A 15,795-nucleotide genomic window follows, 5' to 3' on the forward strand; every position below is an offset into this window, starting at 1 on the left:
CGTGCGAACCGTTCGCACGGGGGCCGCGGCGTGTGACGGCCCCGCTCGGGCCCGCAGCGGGGGCTGCCGGCAGGGGCGAGCGAAGCTCGAACAACCGAGCTGGCCGGTCAACTCCCATGGGCGCAGTGCCCCGGGCGTTTCGGGGCTGGAGGGGCCACCGGGGCGGACTCACCGTTCGGCCGACGGATTCCAGCCCATCGGGTGACAGCACCCGCATCCGGCTGACGCAACCGGCTGCGCGGCCTTATGGTGCGCTGGATCGCGGTGCGCGGGGCCCGTGCGCCGGGGTCGCCGCCGGGTAGCGGTGCTCCCACGGGGGGATGCTGGACGGCGTCCGGCCGGGCGGTCGTCGGGTGCTTCGCACCGGACCGGCCGCCGGCGTCCGGAATCCGGGCAGTGTCACCGGGACGAGTGGAAACCGGGGTGATCCGGAACGCCCACCCGGACCGGGGCGTCGAAAATGTCAGTAGCGCCACGCAGCATGCACTACCGGGGATCGGACGCCTCCGCTTCCCGGTCGGAACTGATCATTTCGAGTCGGCTCAGGGCCCGAAGCCGGGCGCCCGAGGGCTCCGAAGGGGGTGCCGCACCGTATGGCAGCAGTCGACATCGCGCGCGCTCACGCCCAGGCGGTCCTGCGGGTCCGAGGCCTCGCCCGGGCCGCCGCCGCCCTGCCCACCGCCGTCGCGGTGGTCCTGCTCGCGGGCCGGTTCACCGGCCGGATCGGCGCGCCCGGGGCCGCCGACGCGGCCGGCTGGGACGCCGCCCGCTGGGCGGTCTGCGCGGTCGCCGCGCTGACCCTGCTGGTGGCCGGGCTGACCGCCCGGGCCCTGCGCCGGGCCGTCCCGCCGTCCACCCCGGCCGTCCCGCTGGACCGCGCCGAGGCACCCGAGCTGTACCGGCTGATCGACGAACTGGCGGACCGGCTGGACGTGCCCGCGCCCTCCGCCGTCGCCCTCACCCCGGACTGCGACAGCTGGCTGGAGGACGTCCCGTCCGCCCGGCCGACGGCCGCGCCGCCGCAGCCGGACCCGGCCGAGCCCGCCCCCGTCCTGGTGATCGGCTCGCCCTTCCTCTGGTGGATGCGGGCCGGCGAGCTGCGGGCCCTGCTCGCCCCCGTGGTGGCCGGCACCGCCGCCTCCGCCGACCCGGAGATCGCCGCCGCCCGGCGCTTCCTGCGCCGCCTGGACGCCTGCCTGGACTCCGGCGGCGGCACGGCCCCCGGCCTCGGCGGCGGCATCCTGGCCGCCCCGCCCCGGCCGCCCCGGCGCGGTCCGGCCGCACTCGCCGACCGGGTCGTCCGCCGGGTCGTCCGCCGGCTGCTCGGCGCCTGCCGGGGCCACTCCGCCGAGCTGGAGCGCTCGGTCGCGGGCTGGGCCTCCGAGCAGGCCAGGGCGGTCGACTACGGCCTGCGGATCGCCGCCCAGGAGCAGGTCGGCCTGGCCTACGCGGGCTGGGACCGGCTGCTCACCCGGGTCGCGCTGCCCGCCTGGCGGCTCGGCCGCCACCCGGCCCACCTCAACGCCGGCGTGGTCTCCGCGCTCACCGAGCTGTCCCGGCGCGACCGGCTGGCCGACGGCTACGGCAGCCGGCTCGGCGACCGCCCCGCCTGCGACCTGCTGGAGGAGCCCGGCACCGTCGACCGGGCGGTCTCCCGGCTCGCCGCCGACCTGTTCTTCGGCCGCCCGGCGGCCGGCGGCTGGCACGAGCTGGAGTGGGCCGACTACCCGGCCGAGGTGGTGGACGCCGGCTGGCGGGCGGGCGCCGCCGCCCTGCAGACCGCCCTGGACCGGCTCGCCCCGCAGTCCCGCCCGGGCGCTCCGACCCTCACCCGGCTGCTGGGCCGGCTCGCCGAGGGCGACGGCGAGCTGCTGGCCGCCGCGCTCGCCGCCCAGCTGGCCCGCACCACCGCCCCGGCCCCGCTGCTCGAACCCGACCGCAGCGGCCGCGACCTGCTGGTCGACCACGTCACCGCGATGGTCTGCTGCGCCGCCGTGGACACCGCCGGCGGCGCCCCCGGCCTGGACTGGCTGGACGGCCCGGTGCTGCTGCTCGGCGGGGTGCGCCGCACCGACCTGGCCGGCCCGGTCGCCCAGGCCGTCGAACAGGGCCAGGACGGCCCGCTGCGCGCCTGGCTGGACGCGGCCGACGTCCGTCTCGAGAAACCCGTCCGCCTCTGACGTCCCAGGCGTTCCAGGAGGGCGCTCGGTGCCCCGGTGCGCGCCCCCAAATCGGTTGGCCGCCCGGCGTCTTCGCAGGCCGGAGGCCCTGCCCGGGAGGCGCGCGAGATTCCCTGCACCAATTGCTACCGGAGGGTGACGTTACGGCAGCACTCTGTGGTGTATTAGACCGCACGCACATCCGGGGGGCACGTGCCACCGGGCGGAAGTGCACCTGGGAGGGGCGCGTGGGGACCGAACTCAACCGCCGCTGGGAGTCGGGGACGCACGCCTACAGCGTCTCCGACCCCTTCGGTCAGGGGCCGCTGCCCTGGCTGCGCAGCCCGGACCAGTACCTGGCGGGGGCGGAGGGCGCCGTCCCCTGGTACGTCTCGGTGGACGCGCCCGGCCAGCAGCCGCTGGCCGCGGGCACCCGGCCCAAGCCGTCGGTCGGCAGCCCGCAGGGCGCCAACGACGTGGACCAGCAGATCAAGGGCTTCGCCTCGGCCGGGGTGATCCGCCCCGGCGGCTCGGTGGACTTCCGGGTCACCGTCAACCCGCCCCGCGAGTTCACCGTGGACGTCTTCCGGATCGGCCACTACGGCGGCGACGGCGCCCGCCACATGACCTCCAGCCCGCTGATCTCCGGCCTCGCCCAGCCCGCCCCGCTGGTGGTCGACCGGACGGTCTCCTGCCACCACTGGTGGCACTCCTGGCGGCTCCAGATCCCGGCGCACTGGAAGCCCGGCTCGTACGTCGCCGTGCTGACCACCGCGGACATGCTGCACCGCAGCCACATCCCCTTCACCGTCCGGGACTTCGACGAGCGGGCGCGCACCGCCGAGCTGCTCCTGGTGCTCCCCGACGTGACCTGGCAGGCGTACAACCTGTTCCCCGAGGACGGCCGCACCGGCGCCAGCCTCTACCACGCCTGGGACGGCCTGGGCGGTCTGGTCGGCGAGCCGGAGGCGGCCGTCACCGTCTCCTTCGACCGCCCGCACGCCACCGCCGGACTGCCGCTGCACGTCGGCCACGCGTACGACTTCATCCGCTGGGCCGAGCGCTTCGGCTACGACCTCTCCTACGCCACCGCCACCGACCTGCACGCCGGCCTGGTGGACCCGTCCCGGCACCGGGCGCTGGTCTTCCCCGGCCACGACGAGTACTGGTCCGAGCCGATGCGCCGGGCCGCCGAGCGGGCCCGGGACGGCGGCACCTCGCTGGTGTTCCTCTCCGCCAACACCATGTACTGGCGGGTCGAACTGACCGCCGCCGCCTCCGGCGAGCCCAACCGGCTGCTCAACTGCCGCAAGCGGCAGAAGGTCCGCCCCGGCAGCCCGGCCGCCGGGGCGCCCGGCGCGGCCAGCGCGCTGTGGCGGGACGCCGGGGAGCCCGAGCAGCAGCTGCTCGGGGTGCAGTACTCGGGGCGGGTCGCCGCGCCCGTCCCGCTGGTCGCCCGGCACACCGCGCACTGGCTCTGGGACGGCACCGGCCTCCAGGAGGGCGACGAGCTGCCCGGGCTGGTCGCCGGCGAGGCCGACCGCTACTACCCCAAGGTGGCGCTGCCCGAGCACATCGAGCGGGTGCTGCTGGCGCACTCGCCGTACCAGGACCTGGGCGGCCGCACCCGCTACCAGGAGACCTCGCTGTACCGGGCGCCCAGCGGCGCGTACGTCTTCGCGGCGGGCACCTTCGCCTGGTCGCCCGCGCTGGGCCGCCCGGGCCTGACCGACGAGCGGATCCAGCGGGCCACCGCCAACCTGCTGGACCGACTGTGCAAGAACTAGGCGCTCCGTCCCCCGAGGCCGGGGACGGGTCGGGGCGGGCGAACCCGGTCGTGAAAGACTGCGGGGGCAGTGACCTCCCCTTTCGCGGTGCCCCACCCGCGAACGACCCCTGAGGACTGAACACCTTGAGCGGATTTGTCACCAAGCCCGAGCCGGTCCAGGTACCCGGCCTGGTCCACCTGCACACCGGCAAGGTGCGCGACCTCTACCGCACCGGATCGGGCGAGCTGGTCATGGTGGCCAGCGACCGGACGTCCGCCCACGACTGGGTGCTGCCGAACGAGATCCCGGACAAGGGCCGCATCCTCACCCAGCTGTCGCTGTGGTGGTTCGAGCGGATCGCCGACATCGTCCCCAACCACGTGATCTCCACCGAGGTCCCGGCCGGCGCCCCGGCCGACTGGAAGGGCCGCACGCTGGTCTGCCGCAGCCTGGAGATGGTCCCGGTCGAGGCGGTCGCCCGCGGCTACCTGGCCGGCTCCGGCCTGGCCGAGTACCAGGAGAGCCGCACGGTCTGCGGCATCGCGCTGCCCGAGGGCCTGGAGAACAGCTCCGAGCTGCCCGCCCCGATCTACACCCCGGCGCTCAAGGCCGAGGTCGGCGAGCACGACGAGAACGTCTCCTACGAGGAGACCGCCCGCCGGATCGGCGCCGAGCTCGCCGCCCAGCTGCGCCGCACCACCCTGGACGTCTACGCCCGGGCCCGGGACATCGCCCGCGAGCGCGGCATCATCCTGGCCGACACCAAGTTCGAGTTCGGCCTGCTGGACGGCGAGCTGCTGATCGGCGACGAGGTGCTCACCCCGGACTCCTCCCGCTACTGGCCCGCCGACCAGTGGCAGCCGGGCCGCTCGCAGCCGTCCTTCGACAAGCAGCTGATCCGCGACTGGCTGGTCTCCCCGGCCTCCGGCTGGGACCGCCACGGCGAGCAGCCGCCGCCGGCGCTGCCGACCGAGATCGTCGAGCAGACCCGGGCCCGGTACATCGAGGTGTACGAGCGGCTGACCGGCACCACCTGGGCCTGAGCCCGGGACGATCGCCCGCGGGCGCCGGATCCCTCAGATCCAGCCGTGCTCGCGGGCGATCCGCACCGCCGCGTGCCGGTTCTCCGCGCCCAGCTTGGTGGCCGCCGAGGACAGGTAGTTGCGTACGGTGCCCTGGGAGAGCGAGGCGCGCTCGGCGATCTCGGCGATCGGGGTGCCGTCCGCGGCCAGCTCCAGGACGTCCGTCTCGCGCGGGGTCAGCGGGGTCTCGCCGGCGCTGATCGCGTCCGCCGCCAGCTCCGGGTCCACGTACCGGCCGCCGGAGCGCACGGTCCGGATGATGCCCGCCAGGTCGGCCGCCGAGACGGTCTTCGGCAGGAAGCCGCGCACCCCGACCTCCAGCGCCCGCTTCAGGTAGCCGGGGCGGCCGTGGCCGGTGACGATCATGCAGCGGCAGTCCGGCAGCAGCAGCCGCAGCGCGGCGGCCACCTCGATGCCGTCCTTGCCGGGCATCTGGAGGTCCAGCACCGCGACGTCCGGGCGGTGCGCCTGGGCCATCGCCAGCGCCTCCGTCCCGGAGCCGGCTTGGGCGACCACCTCGATGTCGTCCTCCAGCGAGAGCAGCGCGGCCAGCGCGCCCCGGATCAGGTGCTCGTCGTCGGCGAGCAGGACGCGGACGGGCGCGGCGTTCTCGGTCATCGGGCGGTCTTTCTTCCTCAGCTCGGCAGCGGGACGGTGGCGAGCATCCGGAAGACGCCCTCCCCGGCGGTCGGCACGGCCAGCTCGCCGCCGTGGGCGGCGAGCCGTTCGCGCAGTCCGCGCAGCCCGGTGCCGCTGCCCTGGGAGGGGAACGGGACGTCGGGCACCCCGTCATTCTCCAGCTCCAGCACGGCCCGTCCGTCCTCGGTCCGCAGCCGGATCAGGCAGCGGTCGGCCTCGCTGTGCCGCAGCACGTTGGTGGTGGCCTCGCGGATGACCCAGCCGAACACCGACTGGACCGGGGCCGGCAGCTCGTCCGCCTGCTCGCCGAGGTCGATCTCGCAGACGACGTCGGCCGAGCGCAGCACCGCGCGGGCGCCGATCGCCTCGGCGTGCAGGTCGGCGGTGCGGTAGCCGCGGATGACGTCCCGGACCTCGCGCTGCGACTCCTGGGCGATCTTCTGCACCTCGGCCATCTGGTCGGCGGCCTCGGTGCGGCCCCGGCGGGCGAGCTGCACGGCGAGCTCGCTCTTCAGCGCGATGGTGGTGAGGTTGCGGCCCATCACGTCGTGCAGGTCGCGGGAGAAGCGCAGCCGCTCCTCGGCGACGGCCAGCCGGGACTGCGCCTCGCGGGCGGTGTCCAGTTCCCAGACGATCGAGGTCAGCCAGGCGAAGCTGCGGCAGCTGAAGCCGATGAAGGCCATGCCGATGGTCAGTCCGGTCAGGTACCCGGCGACGCCGGCGGGGTCGCCCCCGGACAGCACCCCGGCCGGGAAGACGGCCGCCAGCATGCCCACCCCGGTGACGGCGGCCCAGCGCGGGGTCAGCGCCACGCACACCGGCCCGAAGGAGGCGATCAGCAGGACGCTGGCGACGAACGGGGTGAAGGGCGCGCCTCCCGGGTTCCGCGTCCCGCCGTCGGCGGGCCCGAACAGCAGGACCGTCCAGGAGCCGGCCACCGCGAGGCCGGCCGAGAGGGCGGTCCAGAGCCGGTGGTCGGCGGGGCGGCCCAGGTAGTGGTCGAGCGCGGTGCGGTAGGCCCGCAGCAGCACCAGGGTGACGGCGAGTCCGATCAGCAGGGAGATCCGGATCACCGGGATGTTCTCGGCCTGGTCGGCGACGCTCCCGACGGTGAGCAGGATGCCGGGCAGGATGAACAGCGCCATCAGGTAGAGCGACCAGCGCAGGTACAGCTCGGTGCGCTGGGGATTGCTCAGGCTCGTCCAGCTGCGAAGCGGCGACCGCATTCTCATTTCTTCCGCCCCCAGTTCGACCACGATCATGCTTGCTGCCTTCATATCAGAGGTCGGACCGGGGGCGTTCCTTCGGATTACTGCCGGATGCTCAGCGGCGCGGCTCCCAGCGGAAGTAGCGCACCGCGCCCCAGACCGCGAGGGCGAGCCAGATGCCCCCGGTGACCAGGTGCGAGCCGGCGGCGCCCCAGGAGCCGGCGAAACCGGTCGCGGCGGCCGAGCCGTCGGTGCCGAACCAGCCGACGCGGATCAGCTGGAAGGCCGGGGTGGTCGGCAGCAGGCGGCAGATGTTCGCCAGCTGCTCGGGCATGACGTCCAGCGGGACGAACAGGCCGGAGCCGAACTGCATGACCAGCATGACCGGCAGGGTGGTGATGCCGGCGCTCTCCACGGTCCTGGTGAAGGCGCTGGACAGCGCGGCCAGGGCGATCATGGTGGCCAGCGCCAGCAGCAGGCCGACCAGCATCAGCAGCGGGTTGACCGGCACGGTCAGGTGCAGGGCGACGCTGCCGCCGATCCCGATCAGGGCGGCCATCAGCAGGCCGAGGGTGAGCGAGGGGACGGCGGTGCCGAGCAGGATCTCGATGTCCCGGGCCTCGCCGGTGCGCAGCCGCTTGAGGACCAGCTCGCCGCGCCGTCCGACGTACGCGGCGGTCAGGTTGTAGTACACGACGAAGGCCAGGACCATCCCGACCGAGCCGTAGACCAGCAGCGAGTCGACGTCCAGGCCGGGGTTGGACTCGGCCTGCTGCGCCAGCGTGCTCCGGAGGACGACGACCAGGAACAGCGGCAGCACCAGGGCGGTGAACAGGGCCGTGCGGTTGCGCAGCAGCAGGGTGGCCTCGGCCCGGCCGAGGGCGAGCAGCCGGCGGACGGCGGTGCTCTGCGGACCGGTGGTGGCGGCGGTGGCGGTGGCGGTGGTCATCGGGCGGATCCGATCAGGCGGCGGCGGGCGGGGCGGGTGGCGGCGGGCGCCTGCGGGGGGTGCTGGTGGGCGGCCTCGGAGGCGATCGCGAGGAAGGCCTCCTCCAGCGAGGCGCTGCGGGCGTCCAGCGCGCCGAGCGCGATGCCGTGGTGCCGGGCCCAGCCGAGCAGGTCGGTGAGGGTGTCCTGGAGCCCGACGGTCTGCACGGTGACCTTGCGGCCGTCGACGGACAGCTCGGCGCCGGGCAGCAGGGGCAGCGCGGTCCCGGTGAACTCGGGCAGTTCGAAGGAGACCCGGGAGGGCCGGCCGGCGATCACCTCGGCGACGGTGCCGGAGGTGACGACCTGGCCGCCGTGCATGATGGCCAGCCGGTCGGCCAGCTCCTCGGCCTCCTCCAGGTAGTGCGTGGTGAGCAGCACCGTGGTGCCCTGGGCGCGCAGCTCGCGGACCAGCCGCCAGACGGCGGCGCGGGCCTCCGGGTCGAGGCCGGTGCTGGGCTCGTCCAGGAAGAGCACCTCGGGGCGGCCGAGCAGGGCCATCGCGAGGTCCAGCCGGCGCTTCTCGCCGCCGGACAGCTGCTTGACCCGGACGTTCGCCCGGTGGCCGAGGCCGACCACCTCCAGCGCCTCCGCGACCGGGCGGGCGCCGCTGGTCATCCCGGCCCAGGTGCGGCCGGTCTCGGCGGCGGTGAGCTCGCCGGAGAAGCCGCCCTCCTGGAGCATGATGCCGATCCGCGGGCGGACGGCGCCGCGCTCCGTGAAGGGGTCCCGGCCGAGCACCCGGACGGTGCCGCCGGTGGGCGCGGCCAGGCCCTCGATGACCTCCATGGTGGAGGTCTTGCCGGCCCCGTTGGTGCCGAGCAGGGCGAACAGCTCGCCGCGGCGGACGGTCAGGTCGACGCCGCGCACGGCGTGGTACCCGGTGCTGCCGCCGCCGTAGTGGCGGTGCAGGTCGGTGACCTCGATCACGTCGTCGCTGGGGCGGGAGGGCCGGCTCGTTTCCATGCCCCAAGCCTCCCGTCGGCCGGGCCGTACGGGCAGTGCGCGCCGTCATGACATCGCGGTGGGGACGCACGGGTCGGCGATGACAAATGTCATGACCGATATCGCCGGGTGCCGGGATGCCCCGGGAGGGAATGCCGAAGGGCCCCCTCGATTGAGGGGGCCCTTCGTATCTGAGCGGACGACGAGATTCGAACTCGCGACCCTCACCTTGGCAAGGTGATGCTCTACCAACTGAGCCACGTCCGCAGGTCAAACTATTGAGTTGTGCTGTGCTCGCGCACTGCGAGCGGACGACGAGATTCGAACTCGCGACCCTCACCTTGGCAAGGTGATGCTCTACCAACTGAGCCACGTCCGCATGGTGCCTGGTGGGGCACCCGCCGCCTCTTCGGATCTCTCCGTTGCGGCGACGAGGAATACTCTACAGCATCGTTCGGGGTGGTCGCCCCACCCTTTCGGACCGGGCGGGCGGGGCGACCGGGGAGCGGGCTCCCCGCGGGGTCAGTTCGCCTCGGCGAACGCCTCGTACACGTGCTTGGGGATGCGGCCGCGGGCCGGCAGTTCCATCCCGCGGGACAGGGCCCAGGCGCGGACGGCGGCCGGGTCCGGGGTGAGGGCGGTGCGCCGGAAGGACTTTCCGGTGCGGCTCTGCCGGCGGCCGGCGGCGACGAACGGAGCGAGGGCCTCCCGCAGCTTTTCCGCGTTGTCCACGGACAGGTCGATCTCGTACGACTTTCCGTCGACGCCGAAGTGGACGGTTTCGGCGGCGGCGCCGCCGTCCAGGTCGTCGGAGAGCGTGACAACTACACGCTGAGCCATGGGTGTCAATCCTCTCGGGCAATTCGGCCGCCGGTCCGAGGGGGTACCGGGGCCTGATGTGCACCAACTCGCGCAAGCGCGTACGGGCGGGCCGGGCGGCTCGCCTGATACGCAGCACTTGCCGCGACAGGTGGCCCTATTCTGCACCCGAAGGGGGCCGAAATCGAAGAGTCCGGCATTCTTTTCCGGATATTCACGTCTCTTCGGCGGGTTCCTTGATACCGATGTGCGGGTCGGGCGGTTCTGTCCCCAAGTGCCGTATTCGGGTGTTCTCCGGAGGGCGTCGTTCCGAGTGCCGAATCCGGGGAAACCGGCCGGCCCGGGCAGGTGATCGGGGCGTTGGATCCCTTGCTGCGTAAGGGTCTGGGGTCTACGCGCGTCGCTATGCCCGGCCAGCAATCCTGCCCGAAACCACCGGTAGTCTGGAGTTCCCCCGCCTCACCGAAGACACCACCGGGAGTGCCAGTGGCACGCGTCGTAGTCGACGTCATGCTCAAGCCGGAGATCCTCGACCCCCAGGGACAGGCGGTGCAGCGTGCACTGCCCCGTCTCGGATTCACCGGGATCGCCGACGTCCGCCAGGGCAAGCGTTTCGAGCTGGATGTGGAGGGCCCGGTCGACGACGCGGCGCTCGCCCGTATCCGCGAAGCCGCCGAGACCTTTCTCGCCAACACCGTGATCGAGGACTTCACCGTCCGGGTCGAGGAGGAGGGCAAGTGACCACCCGCGTCGGCGTCGTCACTTTCCCCGGCTCCCTCGACGACCGCGACGCCCGGCGGGCGGTCCGTCTCGCCGGCGCCGAGCCGGTCGCCCTCTGGCACCGTGACAAGGATCTCCACCAGGTCGACGCCGTCGTCCTGCCGGGCGGATTCAGCTACGGCGACTATCTGCGCTGCGGTGCCATCTCCCGGTTCTCGCCGGTGATGGAGACCGTCATCGAGCAGGCGAAGCTCGGAATGCCGGTGCTCGGTATCTGCAACGGCTTCCAGGTGCTCTGCGAATCGCACCTGCTGCCCGGTGCGCTCACCCGGAACGACTCGCTGCACTTCATCTGCCGCGACCAGAAGCTGCGCATCGAGAACGCCGGCACCGCCTGGACCGGGGATTACTCCGTCGGCCAGGAAATCGTCGTCCCGCTGAAGAACGGCGAGGGCCGCTTCGTCGCCGAGGAGCGGGTGCTCGACGAGCTGGAGGCGGAGGGCCGGGTCGTCGCCCGTTACCTGGACGTCAACCCGAACGGTTCGTACCGCGACATCGCCGGCATCACCAACGCCGCCGGCAATGTCGTCGGCCTGATGCCGCACCCGGAGCACGCCGTGGAGCCGCTCACCGGTCCGACCACCGAGGGCCTGGGCTTCTTCACTTCCGTCCTGAAGCAGCTGGTGAACGCCTGATGAGCCTCGACACCGTCAAGAACGCCGAGCAGACCCCGGACGCCGCCCAGCCCTGGGCCGACCTCGGCCTCAAGGAGGACGAGTACGCGCGCATCCGCGAGATCCTCGGCCGCCGTCCCACCGGCGCCGAGCTCGCCATGTACTCGGTCATGTGGTCGGAGCACTGTTCGTACAAGAGCAGCAAGGTCCACCTGAAGCAGTTCGGCGAGAAGAAGCCGGATTCGGACGCGATGCTCGTCGGCATCGGCGAGAACGCCGGTGTCGTCGACGTCGGCCAGGGCTACGCGGTCACCTTCAAGGTCGAGTCGCACAACCACCCGTCGTACATCGAGCCCTACCAGGGCGCGGCCACCGGCATCGGCGGCATCGTGCGCGACATCCTGGCGATGGGCGCCCGCCCGGTCGCCGTGATGGACCCGCTGCGCTTCGGTGCGGCCGACCACCCGGACACCCGGCGCGTGCTGCCCGGGATCGTCGCGGGCATCGGCGGCTACGGCAACTGCCTGGGCCTGCCGAACATCGGCGGCGAGGTCGTCTTCGACTCCTGCTACCAGGGCAACCCGCTGGTCAACGCGCTGTGCGTGGGCGTCATGAAGCACGAGGACATCCACCTCGCGCAGGCCTCCGGCGCCGGCAACAAGGTCGTCCTGTACGGCGCCCGCACCGGTGGCGACGGCATCGGCGGCGTCTCGGTGCTCGCCTCCGAGACCTTCGACGACACCAAGCCGGCCAAGCGCCCGGCGGTCCAGGTCGGCGACCCGTTCCAGGAGAAGCTCCTGATCGAGTGCACCCTGGAGATCTTCCGGGAGAAGCTCGTCAAGGGCATCCAGGACCTCGGCGGCGCCGGCCTGTCCTGCGCCACCAGCGAGCTGGCCTCGGCCGGCTCCGGCGGCATGCGGATCGAGCTCGACACCGTGCACCTGCGCGACCACACGCTCTCGCCGGAGGAGATCCTCATGAGCGAGTCGCAGGAGCGCATGTGCGCGATCGTGGAGCCCGACAAGATCGACCGCTTCCTGGAGATCTGCGAGAAGTGGGACGTCATCGCCAACGTCATCGGTGAGGTGACCGACGGCGAGCGCCTGGAGATCTACTGGCACGGCGAGCTCGTGGTGGACGTCCCGCCGCGCACCGTCGCCCACGAGGGCCCGACCTACCAGCGCCCGTACGCCCGCCCCAGCTGGCAGGACGCGCTGCAGGCCGACGCCCCGACCGCCGAGCGGCTGGCCCGCCCGACCACCGGCGAGGGCCTCAAGGCCGACCTGCTGAAGGTCGCGAGCCACCCGAACCAGGCCTCCAAGTCCTGGATCACCGACCAGTACGACCGCTACGTGCTCGGCAACACCGTGCTCTCGGTCGGCGAGGACTCGGGCATGATCCGGATCGACGAGGAGACCAACCTCGGCGTCTCGGTCGCCACCGACGGCAACGGCCGCTTCGCCAAGCTGGACCCGTACACCGGCGCCCAGCTGGCCCTGGCCGAGGCGTACCGCAACGTCGCGGCCGGCGGTGCCAAGCCGCTCGCCGTCTCCGACTGCCTCAACTTCGGCTCCCCCGAGGACCCGGACGTGATGTGGCAGTTCGCCGAGGCCACCCGCGGCCTGGCCGACGCCTGCCTGGTGCTCGGCACCCCGGTCACCGGCGGCAACGTCTCGCTGTACAACCAGACCGGCGAGGTCGCCATCCACCCGACCCCGGTGGTCGCGGTGCTCGGCGTCATCGACGACGTCACCCGGCGCACCCCGCTGGCCTTCGCCGAGGAGGGGCAGCTGCTCTACCTGCTCGGCGACACGGCGGACGAGCTCGGCGGCTCGGCCTGGTCGCAGGCCGTCCACGACCACCTCGGCGGCCTGCCGCCCGCGGTGGACCTGGAGCGCGAGCGGCTGCTCGGCGACATCCTGATCGCCGCCTCGCGCGACGGCATGATCGACGCCGCGCACGACCTGTCCGACGGCGGCCTCGGCCAGGCGCTCGTGGAGAGCTGCCTCAAGGGCGGCCACGGTGCGCGGATCGTCCTGCCCGAGGGCCAGGACCCGTTCGTCCTGCTGTTCTCGGAGTCGGCCGGCCGCGCCGTCGTGGCGGTGCCGCGCAGCGAGGAGCTCCGCTTCAACGACATGTGCACCGCGCGCGGCCTGCCGGCCGCCCGGATCGGTGTCGTGGACGGCGACAGCCTGGACGTCCAGGGCCAGTTCAGCGTCTCGCTGGCGGAGCTGAAGGACGCCCACACCGGCGTCATCGAGGCCCTGCTGGCCTGATCGGCCTGTTCGAGGGGCGGGCGGTTCTCCGGAACCGTCCGCCCCTCGGCGTATGTTGAGCCCCATGCCTGCCAAGCCCCGTACGTACCAGCCGCAGAAGGTCCGCGCCGCGCTGGCCGCCCAGACCAGGGCGCTGCGTGCCGCCGTGGACGCGCTCGGCACGGAGCAGCTGGACCTGCCGACCCGGCTGGGGCGGTGGCGGGTCCGCGAACTGCTCGCCCACCTGGCCGTCCAACTCGACTACGTCCCGGCGCACCTGGACGACCGGCCGCAGGGGCGGGCACCGCTGGACCTGTCGGGCTGGGCGGCCGGGGTCGCCACCGTCGCGCCGCTGCTGGACGAGCAGGCCCGGGAGCGGGGCGCGGCGGAGTTCGCCGGGGACGCGGCCTCGGTGGCGGCCGCCTTCGGCCAGGCCGCGGACGCGCTGCTCGCCCTGCTGGAGCGGCCCGAAGCCGCCGACCCGGCGCGGCGGTTCGAGATCCGGCTGGGTTCGATGACGCTCTCCGACATGCTGGTGACCAGGCTGGTGGAGACGGTCGTGCACGCCGACGACCTGGCCGCCGCGCTCGGGCCCGACGCCTTCCCCGGCTCCCCGGTCTCCTCGGTTTCCCTGACCTCCTCGGCCTCCCGGGCTCTCCCGGCCTTCCCGCACGACCGGCAGGCCGTCGCGGCCGTCACCCGGCTGCTGGCCGACGCCTTCGCCGACCGCGCCCCGGGCGGCGCGGTCGAGCTGCGGATCCCGCCGTACGCGGTGGTGCAGGCCGTCGAGGGCCCCCGGCACACCCGGGGCACCCCGCCCAACGTGGTGGAGACCGACCCGCTGACCTGGATCCGGCTGGCCACCGGCCGGACGGACTGGGCGGCGGCGGTGGACGCGGCCGAGGTGTCCGCCTCGGGGGAGCGCAGCGACCTGCGGGCGTACCTGCCGGTGCTCGGCTGACCGGCTCCCCGGTGCGGCTCCGGTCCCGCGGGCTACGGGACGGACGGCCCGCTGAGGTAGGTGCCCTCCGCCGAGTACGGCCAGGCGTTGGGCGCGCAGCCCTTGAGACCGTAGATCTGCTGCATCATCGCGGGCGCGGGCTTGCCCTCGCCCGGGCAGCCCTCGTGCCCGTGGCCGATCCGGTGGCCCACCTCGTGGTTGACGATCAGCGCCCGGTACTCCTCCAGCGGGCCGCTGAACTGCGGTGAACCGGTGTTCCAGCGCTTGGAGTTGACGAGCACCTGGTTGCCGACGTTGCAGTTGACCTCGCCGTGGGTGTCCAGTCCGGAGGCGCCGCAGATCCGGTCCACGGTGGCCGGTGAGGCGATCTTCACGGTGAAGTCGTACGGGCCGTCGGCGACCAGCTGGAAGCCGTTCTTGCGGTCGTTGGTCCAGCCGCGCTTGTCGCCGAGGATGCCGTGGACCTGCGCGGCGGCGGACGGGGCGTCGATGCCGATGCCGTCCTCGACCTCGACCCGGTAGCGGCGCACGGTGCCGCGCCCGACCGGCTTGGCGGTGGCGGGGGCGACGGTGAAGGTGCCCGCGCCCTTGGCGGGGCCGGGGTCCGGCGCGGCGGGGGCGGGCGGCGGGGTCGGTGTCGGGGCCGGCGGGGGCGGCGGGGTGTCGGTCGGTGCGGGAGCCGGCGCCGGTGCCGCCGTGGCGGCCTGCTCGGCCGGCGGGGCGACCCTCGCCTGGGTGGTCGGGGTGGTGGCCGGGGTCGCCGAGGGGCGGTTCAGCATGACCGCCGTGGCGCCCAGCACCAGAACGGAGAGCACCAGTGCCGTGAGCATGCCAGGACCGGGTCTGCGCCGCTGCCGGCGGCGTCGTCGACCGCCCTTCCGGGGCGGTGCGGTGCGCCTGCCGACGGATCGGGCTGCAGACATGATCTTCACACTGGCATGGCGAACGGGTGAATGTCCACCTTCCCGCGGGCAGTGCCGGTGCCCGTGGCGGCCGCCCGTCCGGGACGGCGGTTGACCCCTGCGTCTCGGGTGGCAGACTTCAGGGCATGGCGATTCACAGGAATCTTCTCGACGGTCCCGAACCGACCCTGCTCCCGGAGGAGGAGCGGCCCTACCGGATGCTGGCGGAGGAATCGGCCTCCCCGACCCAGGTGGCGGCCGAGTTCCCGGTCTTCTGCCTCGCCTGGGCGATGCTGGCCGACGACGCCTACGCGGCGGGCCGGTACGTCGAGTCGTACGCCTACGCCCGTACCGGCTACCACCGTGGTCTGGACGCGCTGCGGCGCAACGGCTGGAAGGGCCACGGCCCGGTGCCGTGGGAGCACCGCGGCAACCGCGGCTTCCTGCGCTGCCTGGCGGCGCTCGCCCGGGCGGCCGGCGCGATCAAGGAGACCGAGGAGGAGGCCCGCTGCTGGCAGTTCCTGAAGGACAGCAGCGCGGAGGCGTACGCGGAGCTCAAGCAGTAGAGCGGTCGAGCGGTCGAGCGGTCGAGCGGCAGAGCCGTAGAGATCGGTAGAGCCGTAGAGAGCGGCAGAGCTGTAGAGCGGTAGACACCCCCGACGTACGGGTGCCCCC

The 15,795-nt window shown here is 73.5% G+C and carries 14 protein-coding genes and 2 tRNA genes; 8 read left to right on the top strand and 8 right to left on the bottom strand.

Features of this window, described 5'->3' with window-relative positions; all coding sequences use genetic code 11:
* Positions 1-593: 593 nt before the first annotated feature.
* The 3 genes from ACFU7Z_RS20895 to ACFU7Z_RS20905 all read left to right on the top strand — a co-directional run bounded on the left by ACFU7Z_RS20895 (position 594) and on the right by ACFU7Z_RS20905 (position 4,971).
* Positions 594-2,180 carry a hypothetical protein gene (locus tag ACFU7Z_RS20895; protein WP_375875056.1) on the top strand — a complete coding sequence of 529 codons (1,587 nt, stop codon included), beginning with the start codon at positions 594-596 and terminating at the stop codon, positions 2,178-2,180.
* Positions 2,181-2,407: 227 nt separating this feature from the next.
* On the top strand, positions 2,408-3,946 hold the full coding sequence (locus ACFU7Z_RS20900) for a N,N-dimethylformamidase beta subunit family domain-containing protein (protein ID WP_117488693.1): 1,539 nt from the start codon (positions 2,408-2,410) through the stop codon (positions 3,944-3,946).
* Between the two features lie 125 nt (positions 3,947-4,071).
* Entirely contained in the window at positions 4,072-4,971 is a 900-nt protein-coding gene (locus ACFU7Z_RS20905) for a phosphoribosylaminoimidazolesuccinocarboxamide synthase (RefSeq protein WP_049654021.1), read from the top strand.
* Between the two features lie 33 nt (positions 4,972-5,004).
* On the opposite strand, the gene ACFU7Z_RS20910 is transcribed toward ACFU7Z_RS20905, so the two are convergent.
* The 7 genes from ACFU7Z_RS20910 to ACFU7Z_RS20940 all read right to left on the bottom strand — a co-directional run bounded on the left by ACFU7Z_RS20910 (position 5,005) and on the right by ACFU7Z_RS20940 (position 9,629).
* On the bottom strand, positions 5,005-5,628 hold the full coding sequence (locus tag ACFU7Z_RS20910) for a response regulator transcription factor (RefSeq protein WP_049654019.1): 624 nt from the start codon (positions 5,626-5,628) through the stop codon (positions 5,005-5,007).
* A 17-nt stretch (positions 5,629-5,645) separates the two neighbouring features.
* Positions 5,646-6,875, bottom strand: coding sequence for a sensor histidine kinase (locus ACFU7Z_RS20915; protein ID WP_380778782.1), 1,230 nt, complete (start codon positions 6,873-6,875; stop codon positions 5,646-5,648).
* Positions 6,876-6,972: 97 nt separating this feature from the next.
* Entirely contained in the window at positions 6,973-7,806 is an 834-nt protein-coding gene (locus tag ACFU7Z_RS20920) for an ABC transporter permease (RefSeq protein WP_380778784.1), read from the bottom strand.
* Positions 7,803-8,810, bottom strand: coding sequence for an ABC transporter ATP-binding protein (locus tag ACFU7Z_RS20925; RefSeq protein ID WP_380778786.1), 1,008 nt, complete (start codon positions 8,808-8,810; stop codon positions 7,803-7,805). The genes ACFU7Z_RS20920 and ACFU7Z_RS20925 overlap by 4 nt, the downstream gene beginning before the upstream one ends.
* 173 nt (positions 8,811-8,983) lie before the next feature.
* Positions 8,984-9,056: transfer RNA gene (locus ACFU7Z_RS20930), tRNA-Gly, on the bottom strand.
* Between the two features lie 39 nt (positions 9,057-9,095).
* Positions 9,096-9,168, bottom strand: a tRNA-Gly gene (locus ACFU7Z_RS20935).
* A gap of 143 nt (positions 9,169-9,311) precedes the next feature.
* Entirely contained in the window at positions 9,312-9,629 is a 318-nt protein-coding gene (locus tag ACFU7Z_RS20940; RefSeq protein ID WP_030056585.1) for an Lsr2 family protein, read from the bottom strand.
* A gap of 465 nt (positions 9,630-10,094) precedes the next feature.
* On the opposite strand from ACFU7Z_RS20940, the gene purS reads away from it, so the two are divergent.
* From purS to ACFU7Z_RS20960, 4 genes are all read left to right on the top strand, one after another.
* Positions 10,095-10,349 (top strand): phosphoribosylformylglycinamidine synthase subunit PurS, encoded by a 255-nt coding sequence (purS, locus tag ACFU7Z_RS20945; protein WP_049654013.1) that lies wholly within the window; start codon positions 10,095-10,097, stop codon positions 10,347-10,349.
* A complete protein-coding gene (gene purQ / locus ACFU7Z_RS20950; protein WP_049654011.1) occupies positions 10,346-11,023 on the top strand; it encodes a phosphoribosylformylglycinamidine synthase subunit PurQ in 678 nt (225 codons plus the stop codon). The genes purS and purQ overlap by 4 nt, the downstream gene beginning before the upstream one ends.
* Complete coding sequence (purL, locus tag ACFU7Z_RS20955) at positions 11,023-13,278, top strand: phosphoribosylformylglycinamidine synthase subunit PurL (RefSeq protein ID WP_380743515.1); 2,256 nt, start codon at positions 11,023-11,025, stop codon at positions 13,276-13,278. The genes purQ and purL overlap by 1 nt, the downstream gene beginning before the upstream one ends.
* Before the next feature lie 64 nt (positions 13,279-13,342).
* Positions 13,343-14,218 carry a sterol carrier family protein gene (locus ACFU7Z_RS20960; RefSeq protein WP_380778788.1) on the top strand — a complete coding sequence of 292 codons (876 nt, stop codon included), beginning with the start codon at positions 13,343-13,345 and terminating at the stop codon, positions 14,216-14,218.
* A gap of 32 nt (positions 14,219-14,250) precedes the next feature.
* Here ACFU7Z_RS20960 and ACFU7Z_RS20965 read toward each other — a convergent pair whose 3' ends face one another.
* Positions 14,251-15,048: a DUF3152 domain-containing protein gene (locus ACFU7Z_RS20965; protein ID WP_380778790.1), complete on the bottom strand. Its 798-nt coding sequence runs from the start codon at positions 15,046-15,048 to the stop codon at positions 14,251-14,253.
* Positions 15,049-15,266: 218 nt separating this feature from the next.
* Here ACFU7Z_RS20965 and ACFU7Z_RS20970 point away from each other — a divergent pair, with 218 nt between their 5' ends.
* Entirely contained in the window at positions 15,267-15,686 is a 420-nt protein-coding gene (locus tag ACFU7Z_RS20970; RefSeq protein WP_049659647.1) for a DUF3151 domain-containing protein, read from the top strand.
* The last annotated feature ends 109 nt before the right edge of the window (positions 15,687-15,795 follow it).

The organism is Kitasatospora sp. NPDC057518 (assembly GCF_042802075.1).
Classification (GTDB): domain Bacteria; phylum Actinomycetota; class Actinomycetes; order Streptomycetales; family Streptomycetaceae; genus Kitasatospora.